The sequence below is a fragment of the Faecalibacter macacae genome (genome assembly GCF_003687725.1).
GTDB lineage: Bacteria > Bacteroidota > Bacteroidia > Flavobacteriales > Weeksellaceae > Empedobacter > Empedobacter macacae.
Genome location: NZ_RDOJ01000011.1, coordinates 59,410 through 74,799 on the forward strand (window position 1 = coordinate 59,410; position 15,390 = coordinate 74,799).

The 15,390-nt window shown below is 29.5% G+C and carries 18 protein-coding genes; 4 read left to right on the top strand and 14 right to left on the bottom strand.

The features are described 5' to 3' along the window. Positions 1-26: 26 nt before the first annotated feature. From EAH69_RS08995 to map, 4 genes are all read right to left on the bottom strand, one after another. A complete protein-coding gene (locus EAH69_RS08995; RefSeq protein WP_121934866.1) occupies positions 27-542 on the bottom strand; it encodes a YceI family protein in 516 nt (171 codons plus the stop codon). A gap of 23 nt (positions 543-565) precedes the next feature. Next, entirely contained in the window at positions 566-1,138 is a 573-nt protein-coding gene (locus EAH69_RS09000) for a YceI family protein (RefSeq protein ID WP_121934908.1), read from the bottom strand. 201 nt (positions 1,139-1,339) lie between these two features. Beyond that, complete coding sequence (locus EAH69_RS09005; protein ID WP_121934867.1) at positions 1,340-1,639, bottom strand: hypothetical protein; 300 nt, start codon at positions 1,637-1,639, stop codon at positions 1,340-1,342. A gap of 8 nt (positions 1,640-1,647) precedes the next feature. Then, positions 1,648-2,409 carry a type I methionyl aminopeptidase gene (gene map, locus EAH69_RS09010; protein WP_121934868.1) on the bottom strand — a complete coding sequence of 254 codons (762 nt, stop codon included), beginning with the start codon at positions 2,407-2,409 and terminating at the stop codon, positions 1,648-1,650. 159 nt (positions 2,410-2,568) lie between these two features. Here map and EAH69_RS09015 point away from each other — a divergent pair, with 159 nt between their 5' ends. Then, on the top strand, positions 2,569-2,988 hold the full coding sequence (locus tag EAH69_RS09015; protein ID WP_121934909.1) for a hypothetical protein: 420 nt from the start codon (positions 2,569-2,571) through the stop codon (positions 2,986-2,988). 448 nt (positions 2,989-3,436) lie between these two features. Here the strand turns inward: EAH69_RS09015 and EAH69_RS09025 are convergent, their stop codons facing one another. Both EAH69_RS09025 and EAH69_RS09030 read right to left on the bottom strand, forming a co-directional pair. Beyond that, complete coding sequence (locus tag EAH69_RS09025; protein WP_121934870.1) at positions 3,437-3,676, bottom strand: hypothetical protein; 240 nt, start codon at positions 3,674-3,676, stop codon at positions 3,437-3,439. 87 nt (positions 3,677-3,763) lie between these two features. After that, positions 3,764-4,687 carry a hypothetical protein gene (locus EAH69_RS09030; protein ID WP_121934871.1) on the bottom strand — a complete coding sequence of 308 codons (924 nt, stop codon included), beginning with the start codon at positions 4,685-4,687 and terminating at the stop codon, positions 3,764-3,766. 223 nt (positions 4,688-4,910) lie between these two features. Between EAH69_RS09030 and EAH69_RS09035 the strand changes: the two genes are divergently transcribed. Then, positions 4,911-5,672: a hypothetical protein gene (locus EAH69_RS09035; protein ID WP_121934872.1), complete on the top strand. Its 762-nt coding sequence runs from the start codon at positions 4,911-4,913 to the stop codon at positions 5,670-5,672. Positions 5,673-5,922: 250 nt separating this feature from the next. Here the strand turns inward: EAH69_RS09035 and EAH69_RS09040 are convergent, their stop codons facing one another. The 8 genes from EAH69_RS09040 to EAH69_RS09075 all read right to left on the bottom strand — a co-directional run bounded on the left by EAH69_RS09040 (position 5,923) and on the right by EAH69_RS09075 (position 12,579). Beyond that, positions 5,923-6,873, bottom strand: coding sequence for a sulfite exporter TauE/SafE family protein (locus EAH69_RS09040; RefSeq protein WP_121934873.1), 951 nt, complete (start codon positions 6,871-6,873; stop codon positions 5,923-5,925). Positions 6,874-6,885: 12 nt separating this feature from the next. Then, positions 6,886-8,124: a sulfate adenylyltransferase subunit 1 gene (locus tag EAH69_RS09045; protein ID WP_121934874.1), complete on the bottom strand. Its 1,239-nt coding sequence runs from the start codon at positions 8,122-8,124 to the stop codon at positions 6,886-6,888. A gap of 138 nt (positions 8,125-8,262) precedes the next feature. After that, positions 8,263-9,168, bottom strand: coding sequence for a sulfate adenylyltransferase subunit CysD (cysD, locus tag EAH69_RS09050; protein ID WP_121934875.1), 906 nt, complete (start codon positions 9,166-9,168; stop codon positions 8,263-8,265). A 12-nt stretch (positions 9,169-9,180) separates the two neighbouring features. Beyond that, positions 9,181-9,885: a phosphoadenylyl-sulfate reductase gene (locus EAH69_RS09055; protein ID WP_121934876.1), complete on the bottom strand. Its 705-nt coding sequence runs from the start codon at positions 9,883-9,885 to the stop codon at positions 9,181-9,183. A gap of 470 nt (positions 9,886-10,355) precedes the next feature. Continuing rightward, positions 10,356-11,465 (bottom strand): serine hydrolase domain-containing protein, encoded by a 1,110-nt coding sequence (locus EAH69_RS09060; protein WP_121934877.1) that lies wholly within the window; start codon positions 11,463-11,465, stop codon positions 10,356-10,358. A gap of 17 nt (positions 11,466-11,482) precedes the next feature. Continuing rightward, a complete protein-coding gene (locus EAH69_RS09065; RefSeq protein WP_121934878.1) occupies positions 11,483-11,914 on the bottom strand; it encodes a hypothetical protein in 432 nt (143 codons plus the stop codon). Continuing rightward, positions 11,904-12,353, bottom strand: a complete 450-nt coding sequence (locus EAH69_RS09070; protein WP_121934879.1) for a hypothetical protein — start codon at positions 12,351-12,353, stop codon at positions 11,904-11,906. The genes EAH69_RS09065 and EAH69_RS09070 overlap by 11 nt, the downstream gene beginning before the upstream one ends. Beyond that, the gene (locus tag EAH69_RS09075; protein ID WP_121934880.1) at positions 12,325-12,579 is read right to left on the bottom strand and encodes a hypothetical protein; all 255 of its coding nucleotides are present in this window, start codon (positions 12,577-12,579) and stop codon (positions 12,325-12,327) included. The genes EAH69_RS09070 and EAH69_RS09075 overlap by 29 nt, the downstream gene beginning before the upstream one ends. Positions 12,580-12,678: 99 nt before the next feature. Here EAH69_RS09075 and ligA point away from each other — a divergent pair, with 99 nt between their 5' ends. Together ligA and EAH69_RS09085 are read left to right on the top strand one after the other, a co-directional pair. Then, on the top strand, positions 12,679-14,676 hold the full coding sequence (ligA, locus tag EAH69_RS09080; protein WP_121934881.1) for an NAD-dependent DNA ligase LigA: 1,998 nt from the start codon (positions 12,679-12,681) through the stop codon (positions 14,674-14,676). Next, positions 14,676-15,230, top strand: a complete 555-nt coding sequence (locus EAH69_RS09085) for a hypothetical protein (RefSeq protein ID WP_121934882.1) — start codon at positions 14,676-14,678, stop codon at positions 15,228-15,230. The genes ligA and EAH69_RS09085 overlap by 1 nt, the downstream gene beginning before the upstream one ends. The last annotated feature ends 160 nt before the right edge of the window (positions 15,231-15,390 follow it).

Genomic DNA, 15,390 nt, shown 5'->3' on the forward strand with positions numbered 1-15,390 from the left:
ATTAAAGAATATGGATAATTAAAAAATTATGCCTTTACGAATTCTAAGTTTACTAATAATTTTACTTTATCAGAAACTACTAATCCACCAGCTTCAGTAGTTGCAGTCCAAGATAATCCGAAATCTTTACGATTAATTTCTCCTTCAAACTCAAAACCAACTCTAGTCATTCCCCATGGATCAACAATTTCTCCACCAAAATCTGCAGATAAAACAATAGGTTGTTTTGATCCTTTGATTTCAATTTCACCAGAAATCTTACCATCTACTATTCCAGTATTAGATTCAAATCTAATTTGAGGATATTGATCAGCTGAAAAGAAATCATCAGATTTTAAATGACCATCACGATCAGCATTTTTTGTATTAATTGAAGTGACATCTGCTGAAAAAGTAAATTTAGCATCAGTAAAATCATCTGCATTTGATTCAGCAGTTGCTGTAAATTGGTCAAAGCTGCCTGTAACAGTAGAGATAACCATATGTTTTACTTTAAATTGTACTTCTGAATGAGAAGCATCTAAATTCCATTTTGCCATGATTAAATATATTTATGTTGATTAAATTATTTAGCTTTTGGTGTAGCAAACTCTAAGTTTGAAGTTAAAGTAACAACATCACCAACAACAGCTTCAGGAATTGAAGTTCCTACATTAAAATCACTTCTTTTAATTTTCCCTTTAACTGTAAATCCGTAAGTTTTAATTCCTTGATTATCTACACTTCCATTATAAACTAGTGTTAGTACAACAGGTTTTGTTACACCATTTAAGGATAAATCACCAACTAATTTGTATTGATTTCCTTTAACTTTAGCAATTGATTTAGAAGTAAATTCTAATTTTCCGTTTTTAGCTACATTAAAAAAATCTGCTGATTTTAAGTGATTATCACGAGCTTCAATTCCTGTGTTAATTGATGCAACATCGGCAACAACATGGAATTTGGCATCTGATAAATCTGCTTTAGTGAAATTTAAATGAACATCAAAATTTTTAAATTCTCCCGCTACATCAGAAATAGTCATATGAGGAACTGAGAAATTTAATTGAGAATGATATTTATCGTTTGTATAATTTTGAGCAAATGCAGTCGCTGATATAGCAATAAACATTGCAGATAATAATAATTTTTTCATTGTATGTTGTTTCATTTGATTAATTGAACAAGGCAAATGTAGAATGGAAATTTCTACAGTGTCTTGATATAGGTTAAGAAATAAAATATTTTAAAAAATAATTTTAGACTATTTATTCAACTTCAATAAATATTCCAAAATAAAACACATAACAATTTGATATTAAACAAAAAAGCATCTACTTTTAGTAGATGCTCTTTATTATTTTACCGGGCTAAAGTACCAATAAGTCGAAGTCTTTTTATTTTCAACTTCTAAATATTCTGGTGTTGCCTGTGGGATTAAATCTAATTCTTCTGTCTTTTTTAAGTCAGTTAAAATCTGACGTAAAGGATAACCTTTTTTACGATCGTGCGGAAAATAACCTTTTTCAATTAGAAATGGCATCATATCCTTTGTTTTTACACGCTCTAAGTTATTTTCTACTAAATAAGCTTGGATATCAGCACTCATCATTTTTACGATTTCACGGTCGATTTGTTCGTATGTATTTTTCTTCATATAATATTTTACCAGTTTCCGTTCATTAGAGTTAAGATCATTGGTCCTTCCGAGGTTACTAAAACAGTATGTTCATGCTGTGCAAAAACACCAGGTTCATTCCCTATCATTGTCCAACCATCAGCTTGTTCAATTGCTTCGTAAGAATTTTCAGAAATAAAAGTTTCTAAAGCAATTACTGAGTTTTTACGTAAACGACGTTTATCATCAGGATCACGGAAATTTAATAAATCCAATGGTTCTTCGTGTAAAGAACGACCAACTCCATGTCCAGTTAAATTTTCAATTACATGAAAACGATGTTTTTTCGCTTCTTTTTCTATAATTCCACCAATATCAGCAATTTTCACTCCAGATTTTACAGCTCCAATTGCCTTTTGCAATGCAGAAATAGATGCATCAACAATTTTTTGGTAACCATTAATATCATCACCAACAACTATAGAACCACCATTATCAGCCCAAAAACCATTTAATTCGGCAGATACATCAATATTGATAACATCACCTTCCAAAATAATTTTATCCGCTTTTGGAATTCCATGACAAATTTCTTCATTTACACTTAAGCAAGTATAACCTGGAAATTGATACGTTTCGTAAGGTGCAGATTTAGCTCCAAACTTGGCTAAAATTGTAGCTCCGAATTGATCTAATTCTAACGTAGACATTCCTGGTTTAACATAATCTTTCATTTCTTTAAGAGTAATCGCTACAGCTTCACTTACTGCTTTCATTCCAATTAACTCTTCTTCTGTCTCTATAATCATTGCTTAAACTTCTATTTAATTTCTTTTTCGAAATCGAGTCCAAAATTACATTATATCCTACAATTTATCATTCAAACATTATAAAATAAGCCAATAAAGTCTAAAATTTTATATATGGAATTGATTTTAAATCTATGTTTAAATATTAATTTAACACAAATGAAAAACATAATCATTAACGTACTTGCTGTTTTACTAGGATTAATAATAGGAAGTGTTGTAAATGGAGGTTTAATTCAGATTAGTGGAACTATCATTCCTCCTCCCGCAGGAATTGATGTTACTACTGAAGCTGGTTTAAGGCAAGCATTACCATTATTTGAACCAAAACATTTTATTTTTCCATTTTTAGCACATGCTTTAGGAACATTAATTGGAGCCTTTTTTGCTGCATTAATTGCAACATCATATAAATTACAACTTGCTTTAATCGTAGGATTTATTTTCTTAATTGGTGGAATTTTTATGGTATTTTTAGTCCCTTCACCTATATGGTTTACAATCTTAGATTTATTAGTGGCATATATACCGATGGCTTTAATTGGTGGTAAATTAATAATTAAAAAAAATGAAAAATAAAACTCCAATTATTATTACATTCTTACTATTCTCAATTTATTTTTTAGTAAATCCTATTATCGAATTTAAATCAAATAATATTGAAATAAGTTCTAAAATTTTAGTCAGTATAGTATGGTTTTTAATATTCATAAGACTAGTTAATAAGGCTGAATTCAAAAAAGTTAGAGTTGTAAGTAAATTAACAATTTGGATCTTTTTTGCAATAAATATGCTGATTTGTTTTACAAATTTTGGAAAAAATACAAGTAGAAATACGTATTATACAATTAAACAAAATTCTAATAATGAATTCAATCAATTAAGAGAAACAAGCGGCTCTATTTATGATTACCGTACTAGAATTATATATTATGAAAATTACATATTTACTTTAGGTTATACGAAGTATTGATTCATATAAAATAAAAAAACGAACAATTGTTCGCCTTTTTATTTTATATGTATTTTATTTAGATAGATCATTTATCATTTGTTCATTTTCTTTTGTTTCAGCTTTTTTATCATATTTTTTCTTAATATAATCTGCAGCTAATGATACAGATACACCTCCTACAATACCATAAATTGATCTTTTACCAAGAAAACGAGCAACCGTAATTCCTGTAGTTGCAGCAGCAGCTAACATACCAGCTTTTGTTCCTTTTGTTCTTGAATTTGATCCTAAAATATTCAATAATGTTTTCATAGTAATTTATTTACAATGAATTAATCAAACAATATTCCAAAAATTTAGTCACAAAAAAAGCTTAGATTTCTCTAAGCTTTAATTTTATTAGTATTGAATAACAATGTAATCGATTTGTTTTTTCAATTCAACAAATTCAGTTAATAATTGTTCTTCTAATTCTTTCTCGATAACGTATTTGTATAATTTTTTCGAAATTTTAGCAGTTAAATCTTTTTTCTGCTTTTTGTCTTTAGAAGACTTTTTATCTTTTTTCGATTTTTTCTTATTTTTCTTCGACTTCTTTTTATCCTTTTTAGTCTCTTTCTCGTCTTTTTTAACTTCTTTACGGATAACTTCTAATTGTTCTATAACTTCTCTAAAAGCAGGTAAATCGTCAATTAATTCGTCTAATAATTCATCTAAATCAGTTGTAGCAGCTAACGTAATTAACTCTGCATGTCCATTATCTAAAATAATCGGACGTGGTACAAAATCTAATCCATCGTAATCTTCATCAATTTCTTCATCATCATCACCATCTATAACCAAATAAGATTCTTCATCTTCAATAGTAATTTCTTCATTTAATTCGTATTCTTCAACGATTTCATTACCATCTACAACAATATAAGAATCATCATCATCTAATGATATTTCAGAATTTTCTTCGTATTCGATTCCTTCTTCGTCTTCATAATCTTCTTCTTCATCAATTTCTGCAGGCTCTACAACTTGATATGTTTGCCCTTTAATCAAAACATATAATTCATCCTCTTCATTAGTAAAAAACTCTTCAATTTCAGAAAATTCAACAGTTGATGTAACATCATCTTTATGGATAAAGAAGATTAATTTTTCTAAAGCTTCAGCTACTAATTCATTTGATATATTAAAATCGATATCATCAAATAAACGAACAAACATAGATGCGATTGGACGGTATTTTTTCTCTACTTCAATAGAAGCAACTCTCTCCTCAATTAACTGAAATAATTGAGATGTGATGTAATAATTATGAATTGAACTCATAGCATTTAAATATTGTAATCAATCAAATTTAAGACTTCCCAATCATAAAAACAATATTAAAAAACAAAACAAATTCATACAAACACAATATCAGTAGATTAGCTATATTAATTAAACATAATCTACTCACTATTCACTCATAATGCTCCACTATGCTCCACCTATTAGTATAAAATATTTAACTATAAACTATTTGATTTATAATGATTTTAACTTATTTTAGATGAACAAATTAACACTTGATATGGCACGTATAGATAAGGATGGATTAATTAGAGGTAAGATTGGAGATTTTGTTTACAGAAATTATAGAGGGAAACAGATTGTACAACGTGTTTCTGATGAAAAAAAAACATCTGAAAAAGTAAAAAAGAACAATACTGAATTTGGCTACGCGAGTTCAAAAGAATCTGTTATTCGTAACTTTTTTATTGAGCAAATAGGTTTAGTAAATGATGGTAATTTACACAATCGACACCGTAAAGTCCTTTACGAATTGTTGATTCATAATTATACAAAAGATGCGAATCATCGAAAATTAATTGATGGTAATCCTAAACAGTTTATTGGTTTAAATTTCAATATCAATTCGAAATGGGAAGATCATATGCCATATTATCTTCCGATAAATGAAGACACAAATAAGTTAACTATTTCAATTCCTGAAATGTATGCAAAGTCATTTCAACAAAAAGTAAAAGACATCACTTTTGATCATCTGAAATTGAGTTTAGTATTATGTTCAATTGATCCTGACTTAGAAGAAAATCCTAATGCAATTATATATAATCAACGCGAATTTACGTTATTACAAAATCAAAAATTAGATCTAACTGTTTGGGAAATTCCTAACCTCCCTCCTAACCGATTTTTACTTTTAATCGGTAAAATTGAATATTTTGAAATGAATCCAGTTTTTGGTTTAAAGAGTTTAAAATCAAAAGAATTATGTCCGGCTTGTGTATTGTATGGCACTAAGTTTTAAACTAATAAAACAATAAAATGCGATCCTGAAATTAATTCAGAATGACGTTTAACTTAATAAGATAGGTTGTCAAGCTGAACTTGTTTCAGTTTCTCACATTATGAATTATGTGATCCTGAAACGTGTTTAAGCCAAAAATTAACTTAATAAGATAACTTATTTTTCTTAATTTGTCGAAGAATATATATTTCAAACAAAAACCTCATCAATCTAAGATTAATGAGGTTTTTTTATTATTATTTATTTTGAATTAAATCATCTTAATAATGATTCTAACACTTGCAATGATAACTAAAGTTGCTACTAAAATATAAGCGACTTTTTGAGGTAATTTTCCGGCAAGTTTTGCGGCAAAAGGTGCAGCAATCATTCCACCAATAATTAAACCTAAAACAATATACCAATAATCAACGCCTAAACTCGTAAAGAATGTCATTGTTGCGGCAAATGTTACAAAAAACTCAGCCATAGAAACTGTTCCGATTACATATTTTGATGGACGGCCTTTTGTCAATAAAGTTGAAGTAACAATCGGTCCCCAACCGCCTCCACCGAAAGCATCAAAAAATCCACCTGAAAATCCTAAAAACCCTAATCGTTTAACTTGTTTGCGAACAACCTTGTTTTTAAAAGCCAAAGCCAATAACCTCAACGCAATTGTAATTAAATACAAAGCAACAAATGGATAAGCAAAATATTCATATTCTTCGCCAATATAAATCACAAACAATGAACCTAAAACTGAACCTACAACACCTGGAATCGCTAACCAAATTAGCATTTTTTTGTTGACATTACCGAATTTATAATGCGAAAAACCACTGACAGCGCTCGAAAACATTTCAGCCGTATGAATACTTCCCGAAATTGCAGGAAGTTTAATTCCAAATGACATCATAGCCGAAGCACATGTAATTCCATAACCTAAACCAAGCGCACCATCAACCAATTGAGCAAAAAATCCAACCGCTAGCATAATGTAAAACTCATTTGGAATTTGATTCACAAAAGAACTTAATTCATTATAAGAATAATACGTAGCCAAAGCATAACCAAAGAAAACTGATAGAAAAATCGTACTTGTCCAAGTTGCAAAGCGTTTATATTTATGCGTTGGATTAGCTTTTTTTCGTTTCAGATATTCATCAATAATTGCAGACTTTGTTTCATTTGGAATATCATTCAGATTATAATCATTCATAAGCTTATAGGTTTAAAGAATCATTAAAGCTCCAACTGTATTATGTGAAGTTTCATCAACCAAAATGGCATTTCCTGTTTTATTGTTATCTAAAAAAGCATCATAAACTAAAGTCTGATTTGATTGAATTTGAATTTGAGCAATATCATTTAAACCAACTTGATCTGTATCTTCAAAAGTCCAATGATTAACATCCCAACGCTGAGAAATTGCTTTAATTTTAACTCGAACAGATTTAAAACGATGTTGTAGTAAATAAGGTTTTCCTAATTGAAGGTTTTGATTATCTAGCCAACAAATCCAAGTTTCGAATTTATTATTTTGTTGAACATCATCATTAGCAAGTATAAAACTATCACCGCGAGAAATATCAACATCATTTTCAAGATGAATCACAACATTATCTTCTGCAACAACTTCTTGAACATCTGTTAAATCACGTTCAAGACGAACAATTTTTGAAGGAATATTTGCAGGTAGAATTGTAATTTCATCACCAACTTTATATTTACCGCTTAGGACAAGACCTGCATAACCACGATAATCGTGTAAATGATCTTCTTGTGGACGAATCACATATTGAACTTGAAAACGAGAAGGTAAATTTTCTTGCGTATCAATAGTAATTGTTTCTAGAAGATTTAGAATTGAAGCTCCTGTATACCAAGGTGTATTTTCAGAATTAGAAACAATATTATCACCAACTAAAGCAGAAATTGGAACATAATGAACTTCATCATAATGAAGTTGTGGTAAAAGTGCTTCAAAATCAGTTTTAATTTTTTGATAAACTTCTTCCGAATACTCTTCAATATCCATTTTATTAATGGCTACAATCGCTTTTTTAAGGCCCATCAAAGATCCAATACTTGCATGACGTTTCGTTTGTGTAGTAACTCCATTTCGAGCATCAATAAGAATAATGATTAAATCAGAATTAGAAACTCCTGTAACCATATTACGCGTATATTGCTCATGACCTGGAGCATCTGCAATAATAAACTTACGCTTATCAGTTGCAAAATATTTGTAAGCTACATCAATTGTAATTCCTTGTTCACGTTCGGCACGAAGTCCATCGGTTACTAAAGCTAAATCAATGTCACTATTTTTTGAAATGTTCTTAGATTGTTTTTGTAAAACACCTAATTGATCTGTATGTATAGAATGTGAATCATAAAGTAAACGACCAATTAAGGTACTTTTACCATCATCTACATTTCCGGCTGTTATAAATTTTAATGTATCCATTGGATGAGTTTTGAGATTTGAGTAATGAGTATTGAGTGATTATTTTTGATTTAGAAGTAGAAATTAAAACTCTTGAACAGAATCAAGTTGTCCAGTTTAAAAATCTAATTACTAATATCTATCATCTAAAATCTAACCTTAAAAATACCCTTGCTTTTTACGATCTTCCATAGCGGCTTCCGAAACTTGATCATCTAAACGCGTTTGACCACGTTCTGAAACACGAGTTGCAATAATTTCTTCAATAATATCATCAATTGTAGATGCAGTTGAAGGAACAGCTGCTGTACATGTCATATCTCCAACTGTACGATAACGAACCGTTTCAATTCCGAAAGCTTCACCTTCTTGAGGCTGAATAAATTCTGATGTAGCAACTAAACGATTATTATACTGAATACATTCACGTTCATGCGCAAAATATAAATTAGGCAATTCAATATTTTCTTGTTTAATGTAATTCCAAACATCAAGCTCAGTCCAATTACTTAAAGGAAAAACACGCACATTATGCCCTTGATCAATACGACCATTTAAGATATTCCACAATTCAGGACGTTGAAGTTTTGGATCCCATTGACCAAAATCATCACGAACAGAAAAAATACGTTCTTTGGCTCTGGCTTTTTCTTCATCACGACGAGCACCACCTATACACGCATCAAATTCATTTTCTTCAATCACATCAAGCAATGCATAAGTTTGTAAGGCATTACGAGAAGGAAAACGACCTCCAGTTTCTTTTAAATTATATTTCTTAATGGCATCTTCTACAGAAGCAACAATTAATTTTTCTCCAATTTTATCGGCTAAATAATCACGAAATTGAATCGCTTCCGGAAAATTATGCCCTGTATTCACATGAACTAATGGAAATGGAAATTTTCCTGGACGAAAAGCTTTTAAAGCTAAATGAACTAAAACGATAGAATCTTTACCTCCAGAAAATAGCAAAGCTGGTCGTTCAAACTGAGCTGCTGTTTCTCTGAAAAAATAAATAGCTTCGTTTTCTAATTGTTTTAAATAGTTATTTTGATTTAACATAATCTCTGTAAATTATTTTGCGTGTAAACCGCATTCTTTTTTATTCTCATCTTCCCACCACCAACGGCCAGCACGAAAATCTTCTCCTTCTTTAATTGCTCTTGTACAAGGTGCACAACCAATGCTGATAAAACCTTGATCGTGTAACGGATTATAAGGCACACGATTTTCTTTTAAGTAATTGAAGCAATCTTCTGTTGTGAAATCAATTAATGGATTAAACTTAAAAAGTTGGCGATCTTCATCAAATTCAATTTCATGCATGGAATGACGATTATTCGATTGATCGGCACGTAAACCTGTAATCCAAACAGAAGCTTCTTTTAAAGCTCTATTTAATGGAATTACTTTACGGATATAACAACATTTTTTTCGTAAATCAACAGAATCATAAAAAGGATTAATTCCATTTTCAGAAATAAATTGTTCTAATTCATCAGTTGGTGGATAATACGTTTTAATTTTTGATTGATATTTCAATTCCGTTTTATTCCAAGTCGAATATGTTTCTGGAAAAACTCTGCCAGTATCTAAAGTAAAGATTTCGATATTGGAAAGATTCTGACTCATAATCGCGTGTGCAATTACCTGATCTTCGAATCCAAAACTTGTTGAAAAAAATATTTTATCTGAAACAGAATCATTCAGAAATTTCAGTTTTTCCTCTAAAGTCTTCTGCTCTTTTACTAATTGTAAGGTATCTTGAAGATGCTTCATTTTGATAATAAATATATTCTCTATGGTTTTTATAGAGATTAATAATGAAACAAATCTAAACAATTGAAAAAAATAAACAAATTATTTCTCTACTTTATTTATAGAGTTTATAGAAATATAAATCATGTAATAAAAAACCACTATATTATCAATAAAATATTATAGCATTTTTTATACTTTATCTAATCCGCTTCAAGAGTAAATTACGAATATGATAATAATTGTTAAAATTAGAAGATTTTGAATGGTTTTTAAGCTAAATAACGAGGTAAAAAGCTTGAATTTAATCCGAATTATAGATTATTTTAAATATTTAATAATTATTTAAACATATATTTTAATTTTATCTAAACCTCATCGAGAAGAAATTATGATATTCATAACAAATAAAAAAAGTCAAACCGATTAGATTTGACTTTCAATTTTATGAATTGGATTTGGATAGAAATAATTAATCATAAACAATTACACTATTTACTCTTCAATAATAATTTTTGGAACTCTTTTCCAATCACCGGATTTATAAGATAACTTTTATCTTGTTGCAAAGTAAAAACACTAATCGTCGCATTAGTTTCTGGAGAATATAACGCATCAGTTCCCCAAAAACCACCATGAGCATAAACTCTAAAACCTAAATCAGCGTAAAGCGTATTTGAAATACCTAAGCAATAATCTGTTTTATCAATCGGCAAAACATAAGTTGACATTTTATCTAATACCTTTTGATTTTTGATTATTTTGCCTTGGAATAAATTTTGGTAAAATAAAGCTGTTTCTTTTACAGTCGACGCATAACCACCACCGCCATAAAGATCCCAAGATGGATTGATTTGATAAGAATCCATATTATTTTTAGTAGAATATTGATGCGCCAATGCTAAAGTTTGATTTGGATATTTTTCTAAATTAATAAACCATGTTTTCGATAAACCTAATTCTTTAAATTTAAGTAAATCTCTCATCGATTTATAAAATGGTTTCTTAGTTTTTTGTTCTATAATTTCCGTTAAAAGCAAATAATTAATATCAGCATACAAAAAATTTTCACCTACTTTTTGAGGCGTTCCAACCTCAACAGCTCTTTTCATTTGTTCTTCTTTCGTCCAATTATAATTGGGATTCTGAAGAACAAAATCAAAATAAGATTGATTTGCGTAATCTTGAATTCCAGAAGTGTGAGATAATAAATGTTTAACAGTTATTTCTTCTAAATTATAGCCATCATCTTCAAATAGCTTTTGTGTATTTTTAGATAATAAATACTTAATGGATTGATTTAAACTAATTTTTTCTAATTCAACCAAACGCAAAATTGCAGCAGATACATAAGTTTTCGTATTACTAGCGATTAAAACTGGCTGTTGAGGATTTAATAATTCTTTCGTTGTTAGATCTGAAACTCCTTTTGCATAACTCCAAGATATATTTTGATTTGGTGCTTCGACATGGACCAAAATTCCAATTGCATCCTTATTTTTTTCGTAAATAGAATCAATTTTCTCTTTAAAAACGTTTTGTAATTGACTAAAAGCTAATATTGGCAAGAATAAAGTTGAAACGATAAATGGCTTATACATATAATGAATGATTTTATTTAATTATTCTGATTGATATTATTTTGAATTGGATAGAAATGATACAATAACATAAAGATTGATGAAGCAAGCCAAAACAAATAGCCTACTGGTGTAGATTCATAATCTATCACATCAATTAAATTAATTCTTAAAATCCAATCTAAACCAAATAGAAACATTTGTGAAAAAGCAATTATACTTAGTAATTTACCTAAATTGTTTTTCCAAAATAAAATCCAACTTAGTAAAATTGTAATATTCCCCAACCAACAAATGAAATCTACTTTAGCATCAAAAAAAGTTATATAACCACAAAGCATATATAAAAATCCTACTGCATGTGAGTAATTAAATTCTTCAAAAGATTCAGAAAGATTATACTTTACAGGTAAAGCAAGACTTAAAATATAACATCCTATACTCGACCAAAGCAAATACTTATTCTTCATTTAATAGAATGATTTTCTCTTTCTGATAAAGTTTTGTAGCTACAATTTGTAAAAGCATTGCAATAATCCAAAACCAATAACCAAATAAATTAAGCTCATAATCATGTACTTCCATAAAATCTAATTGAGTAACATGATTAATTCCAAAAAGAAAAGCTAAAACTGTTCCCGCTGAAACCAAATAATTAGCAAATTGTTTTCTATAAAATACCCAAGAAATTAATAATGTGAAGTTTGCTAACCAACAAAAGAAATCAATATAGGGAAAGGTCATCCAGCCTAGTAATAAGGCTTGATAACCATAAATTTCTCCGTAATTTATTAGTTTATCTAAACTTTCATTAAGATTAATATATAATGGTAGAAGCAAACTTATTGCAAAAACAATAATACTTGCGATTAAGAAATACTTACTTTTCAATTTTGTTTTCAATTTCATTAATTTGATTTCCTATCACCTTACCTACTTTTTTTAGTTCGTTTTTTGGCGCAAATAAAGTATAAATCGCCAAACCAACACCAATTCCTACTAAAGCACCAATTTTTTGATTTTTATTAATTCCTTTCGAAATTGCAATTCCGGCAGCAGCTCCAGTTGTAACAATTGAAACTGTGTTTTCAAAATCTTTCGATTTTGTATCGATGATATCTAAAATATTATTCATGTCTTTTTATTTAATAACTAAATATAATCACTCTTAATTTATTTTAAAAATTGTGCTTATAGATTCTACGAATTATATTTGCTTTCAAGTTTAAATACTATGGATATTAAAGAAAGAATTTTAGCATTACGCGAAGAATTAAATCAACATAATTACAATTACTACGTATTAGATACTCCTACTATTTCTGATTTTGAATTTGATTTGAAATTAAAGGATTTACAAAAATTAGAACAAGAAAACCCTATTTTTTTTGATGTAAACTCTCCTACACAACGTGTTGGTGGAATGGTTACAAAAAACTTCCCGACAATTCAGCACGAATTCAGAATGTATTCTTTGGATAATTCGTATTCGATTGAAGATTTACAGGATTGGGAAAAACGTCTTGAAAAGCAATTAGGCGACGAGAAAGTAGAATTTGTATGTGAATTAAAATATGATGGAGCTTCTATTTCTATTTGTTACGAAAATGGCGAATTAACGCAAGCAGTGACCCGTGGTGATGGTACGCGTGGTGATGAAATCACAAATAATATCAGAACGATTCAGTCTATTCCTTTAAAATTAAAAGGCAATTATCCTGAAAAATTTTATATGCGTGGCGAAATCACGATTCCTTTGGATACTTTTAAAATGATTAATGAAGATCGTGCAAATAATGGATTAGAATTATATGCAAATCCAAGAAATACAGCTTCAGGATCATTAAAATTACAAGATAATACAGAAGTTGCTAAACGAGGTTTACAATGTTTCCCTTATTATTTTATCGGGAACAATTTACCTTATGCAACACAATGGGAAATGTTACAAGCAGCTCACGATTTAGGTTTTAAAGTTCCAAATACTTCAAAATTATGTACAACTTTAGAAGAAGTTTTAGCATTTGTTGATTATTGGGATGTTGAACGTAAAAATTTATCATACGAAACGGACGGAATCGTAATTAAAGTAAATTCGTTTGCGCAACAAGATGAATTAGGCTACACAGCTAAATCTCCACGTTGGGCTATGGCATATAAATTTAAAGCTGAGGCTGCCGAAACAGAATTGTTAAGTATCGATTACCAAGTTGGTCGTACAGGTGCAATTACTCCAGTTGCTAATTTAGCTCCGGTTTCATTAGCCGGAACAATTGTTAAACGTGCGTCGGTTCATAACGAGGATATCATCAAGAAATTAGATATCCGAATTGGTGATATGGTTTACGTTGAAAAAGGTGGCGAAATTATTCCTAAAATTGTGGGGGTAAATACTGATGTTCGTCAACCAGAAACAAAGGAAATCGAATTTATAAAAGAATGTCCATCTTGTGGAACAGAATTGATTCGTAAAGATGGTGAAGCACAACATTATTGCCCAAATGATAGTGGTTGCGAGCCTCAAATCATTGGTAAATTAGAGCATTTTATTTCTCGTAAAGCTATGAATATTGATAGTATTGGTGGAGAAACTGCTGCTCTATTATATCAAGCAGGTTTAGTAAATAACGTAGCTGATTTCTATACCTTACAAAAAGAAGATATTTTACCATTGGATCGAATGGCTGAAAAATCTGCTCAAAATATTATAAATTCTGTTGAAAAATCGAAAGAACAGCCTTTCGAAAAAGTGCTTTATGCGATTGGAATTCGTCACGTTGGTGAAACTGTAGCGAAAAAATTAGTAAAGCATTTCCAAACGATAGATCGCTTAATGGCTGCAACGATGGAAGAATTAGTTTCAGTTGGTGATATTGGTGAAAAGATTGCAATTTCAATTAAAGATTACTTTAAAGATGAAGCAAATTTAGAAATCATTTCTCGATTAAGATCTTATGAACTTAATTTTGAAATGGGAGAAGCTGAAAAGCCTTTGTCTGATGCTTTAGATGGAAAAACATTCTTATTTACTGGAACTTTAACGAAGTTTACACGAACTGAAGCTCAAAAAATGGTTGAAGCCAACGGAGGTAAAAATATTTCGGCAGTTTCTAAAAACTTAAATTATTTAATTGCCGGAGAAAAAGCCGGAAGTAAATTAAAGAAAGCCGAAGAAATTGGAACAATCACTGTATTAACAGAAGACGAATTTTTAACGATGATTAACGGCTAATGGGTGCAGGATTAGCGGTGATTTTATTAGGAATCATCATATTATTATTGGTACCGTTTATCTATTTTGGGATTAGAATGGTTGGTTATCCAAAAGCTGCAATTGCAATTAGTTTAGGTGTTTTCCTATTAGTTTCTATTCCGCTTTTAAAATTTAGCTATCGAAGTCAAATGTATGATAAATATGATGCGTTAGTCGATTTTCATGATGCGAATATAAATGTGAAAGGCTCTTTGCGCGTCTTAGATAATGATATTTCAGGATTTAGATCAGTTGAACAAAATTCAACTTTTATAATGGATTCTTCAGAAGTAAATCAATACATTAAACGAATTGAGAATCAACCTGATTATATCATTTCACCAACTATTTTGGATTTAAGAAATGAAATGAATCGTTCGAATTCCGGAAAAATTATTCGAAGCTATAGACACAAGGATATGTTTATTACTGAAACTTATCAAAAAACAGATGAGTACACTGTAAAAACGTCATCGTTTACTTTTAAGAAAAATAATGATACTGTTCAGTTTTATAAAATGGAAGATTATTAAAATAAATAAGCCACTCGATTGAGTGGCTTTTGTTTTATATGAAATTCATTTGTCACATTGAACTTGTCGAAATGTGACAAATGATACAATGTAATATCTGATTTTTAGATGTTGAAATAAATATAGTTTAACGAAATTGTCTTATGTGGATTTAACATTA

Bases quoted from the DNA above. Each gene is read 5' to 3' on its own strand.
- EAH69_RS09000 (WP_121934908.1), bottom strand. From the start codon at position 1,138: ATGAAAAAATTATTATTATCTGCAATGTTTATTGCTATATCAGCGACT.
- EAH69_RS09005 (WP_121934867.1), bottom strand. From the start codon at position 1,639: ATGAAGAAAAATACATACGAACAAATCGACCGTGAAATCGTAAAAATG.
- map (WP_121934868.1), bottom strand. From the start codon at position 2,409: ATGATTATAGAGACAGAAGAAGAGTTAATTGGAATGAAAGCAGTAAGT.
- EAH69_RS09015 (WP_121934909.1), top strand. From the start codon at position 2,569: ATGAAAAACATAATCATTAACGTACTTGCTGTTTTACTAGGATTAATA.
- EAH69_RS09025 (WP_121934870.1), bottom strand. From the start codon at position 3,676: ATGAAAACATTATTGAATATTTTAGGATCAAATTCAAGAACAAAAGGA.
- EAH69_RS09030 (WP_121934871.1), bottom strand. From the start codon at position 4,687: ATGAGTTCAATTCATAATTATTACATCACATCTCAATTATTTCAGTTA.
- EAH69_RS09035 (WP_121934872.1), top strand. From the start codon at position 4,911: ATGAACAAATTAACACTTGATATGGCACGTATAGATAAGGATGGATTA.
- EAH69_RS09040 (WP_121934873.1), bottom strand. From the start codon at position 6,873: ATGAATGATTATAATCTGAATGATATTCCAAATGAAACAAAGTCTGCA.
- EAH69_RS09045 (WP_121934874.1), bottom strand. From the start codon at position 8,124: ATGGATACATTAAAATTTATAACAGCCGGAAATGTAGATGATGGTAAA.
- cysD (WP_121934875.1), bottom strand. From the start codon at position 9,168: ATGTTAAATCAAAATAACTATTTAAAACAATTAGAAAACGAAGCTATT.
- EAH69_RS09055 (WP_121934876.1), bottom strand. From the start codon at position 9,885: ATGAAGCATCTTCAAGATACCTTACAATTAGTAAAAGAGCAGAAGACT.
- EAH69_RS09060 (WP_121934877.1), bottom strand. From the start codon at position 11,465: ATGTATAAGCCATTTATCGTTTCAACTTTATTCTTGCCAATATTAGCT.
- EAH69_RS09065 (WP_121934878.1), bottom strand. From the start codon at position 11,914: ATGAAGAATAAGTATTTGCTTTGGTCGAGTATAGGATGTTATATTTTA.
- EAH69_RS09070 (WP_121934879.1), bottom strand. From the start codon at position 12,353: ATGAAATTGAAAACAAAATTGAAAAGTAAGTATTTCTTAATCGCAAGT.
- EAH69_RS09075 (WP_121934880.1), bottom strand. From the start codon at position 12,579: ATGAATAATATTTTAGATATCATCGATACAAAATCGAAAGATTTTGAA.
- ligA (WP_121934881.1), top strand. From the start codon at position 12,679: ATGGATATTAAAGAAAGAATTTTAGCATTACGCGAAGAATTAAATCAA.
- EAH69_RS09085 (WP_121934882.1), top strand. From the start codon at position 14,676: ATGGGTGCAGGATTAGCGGTGATTTTATTAGGAATCATCATATTATTA.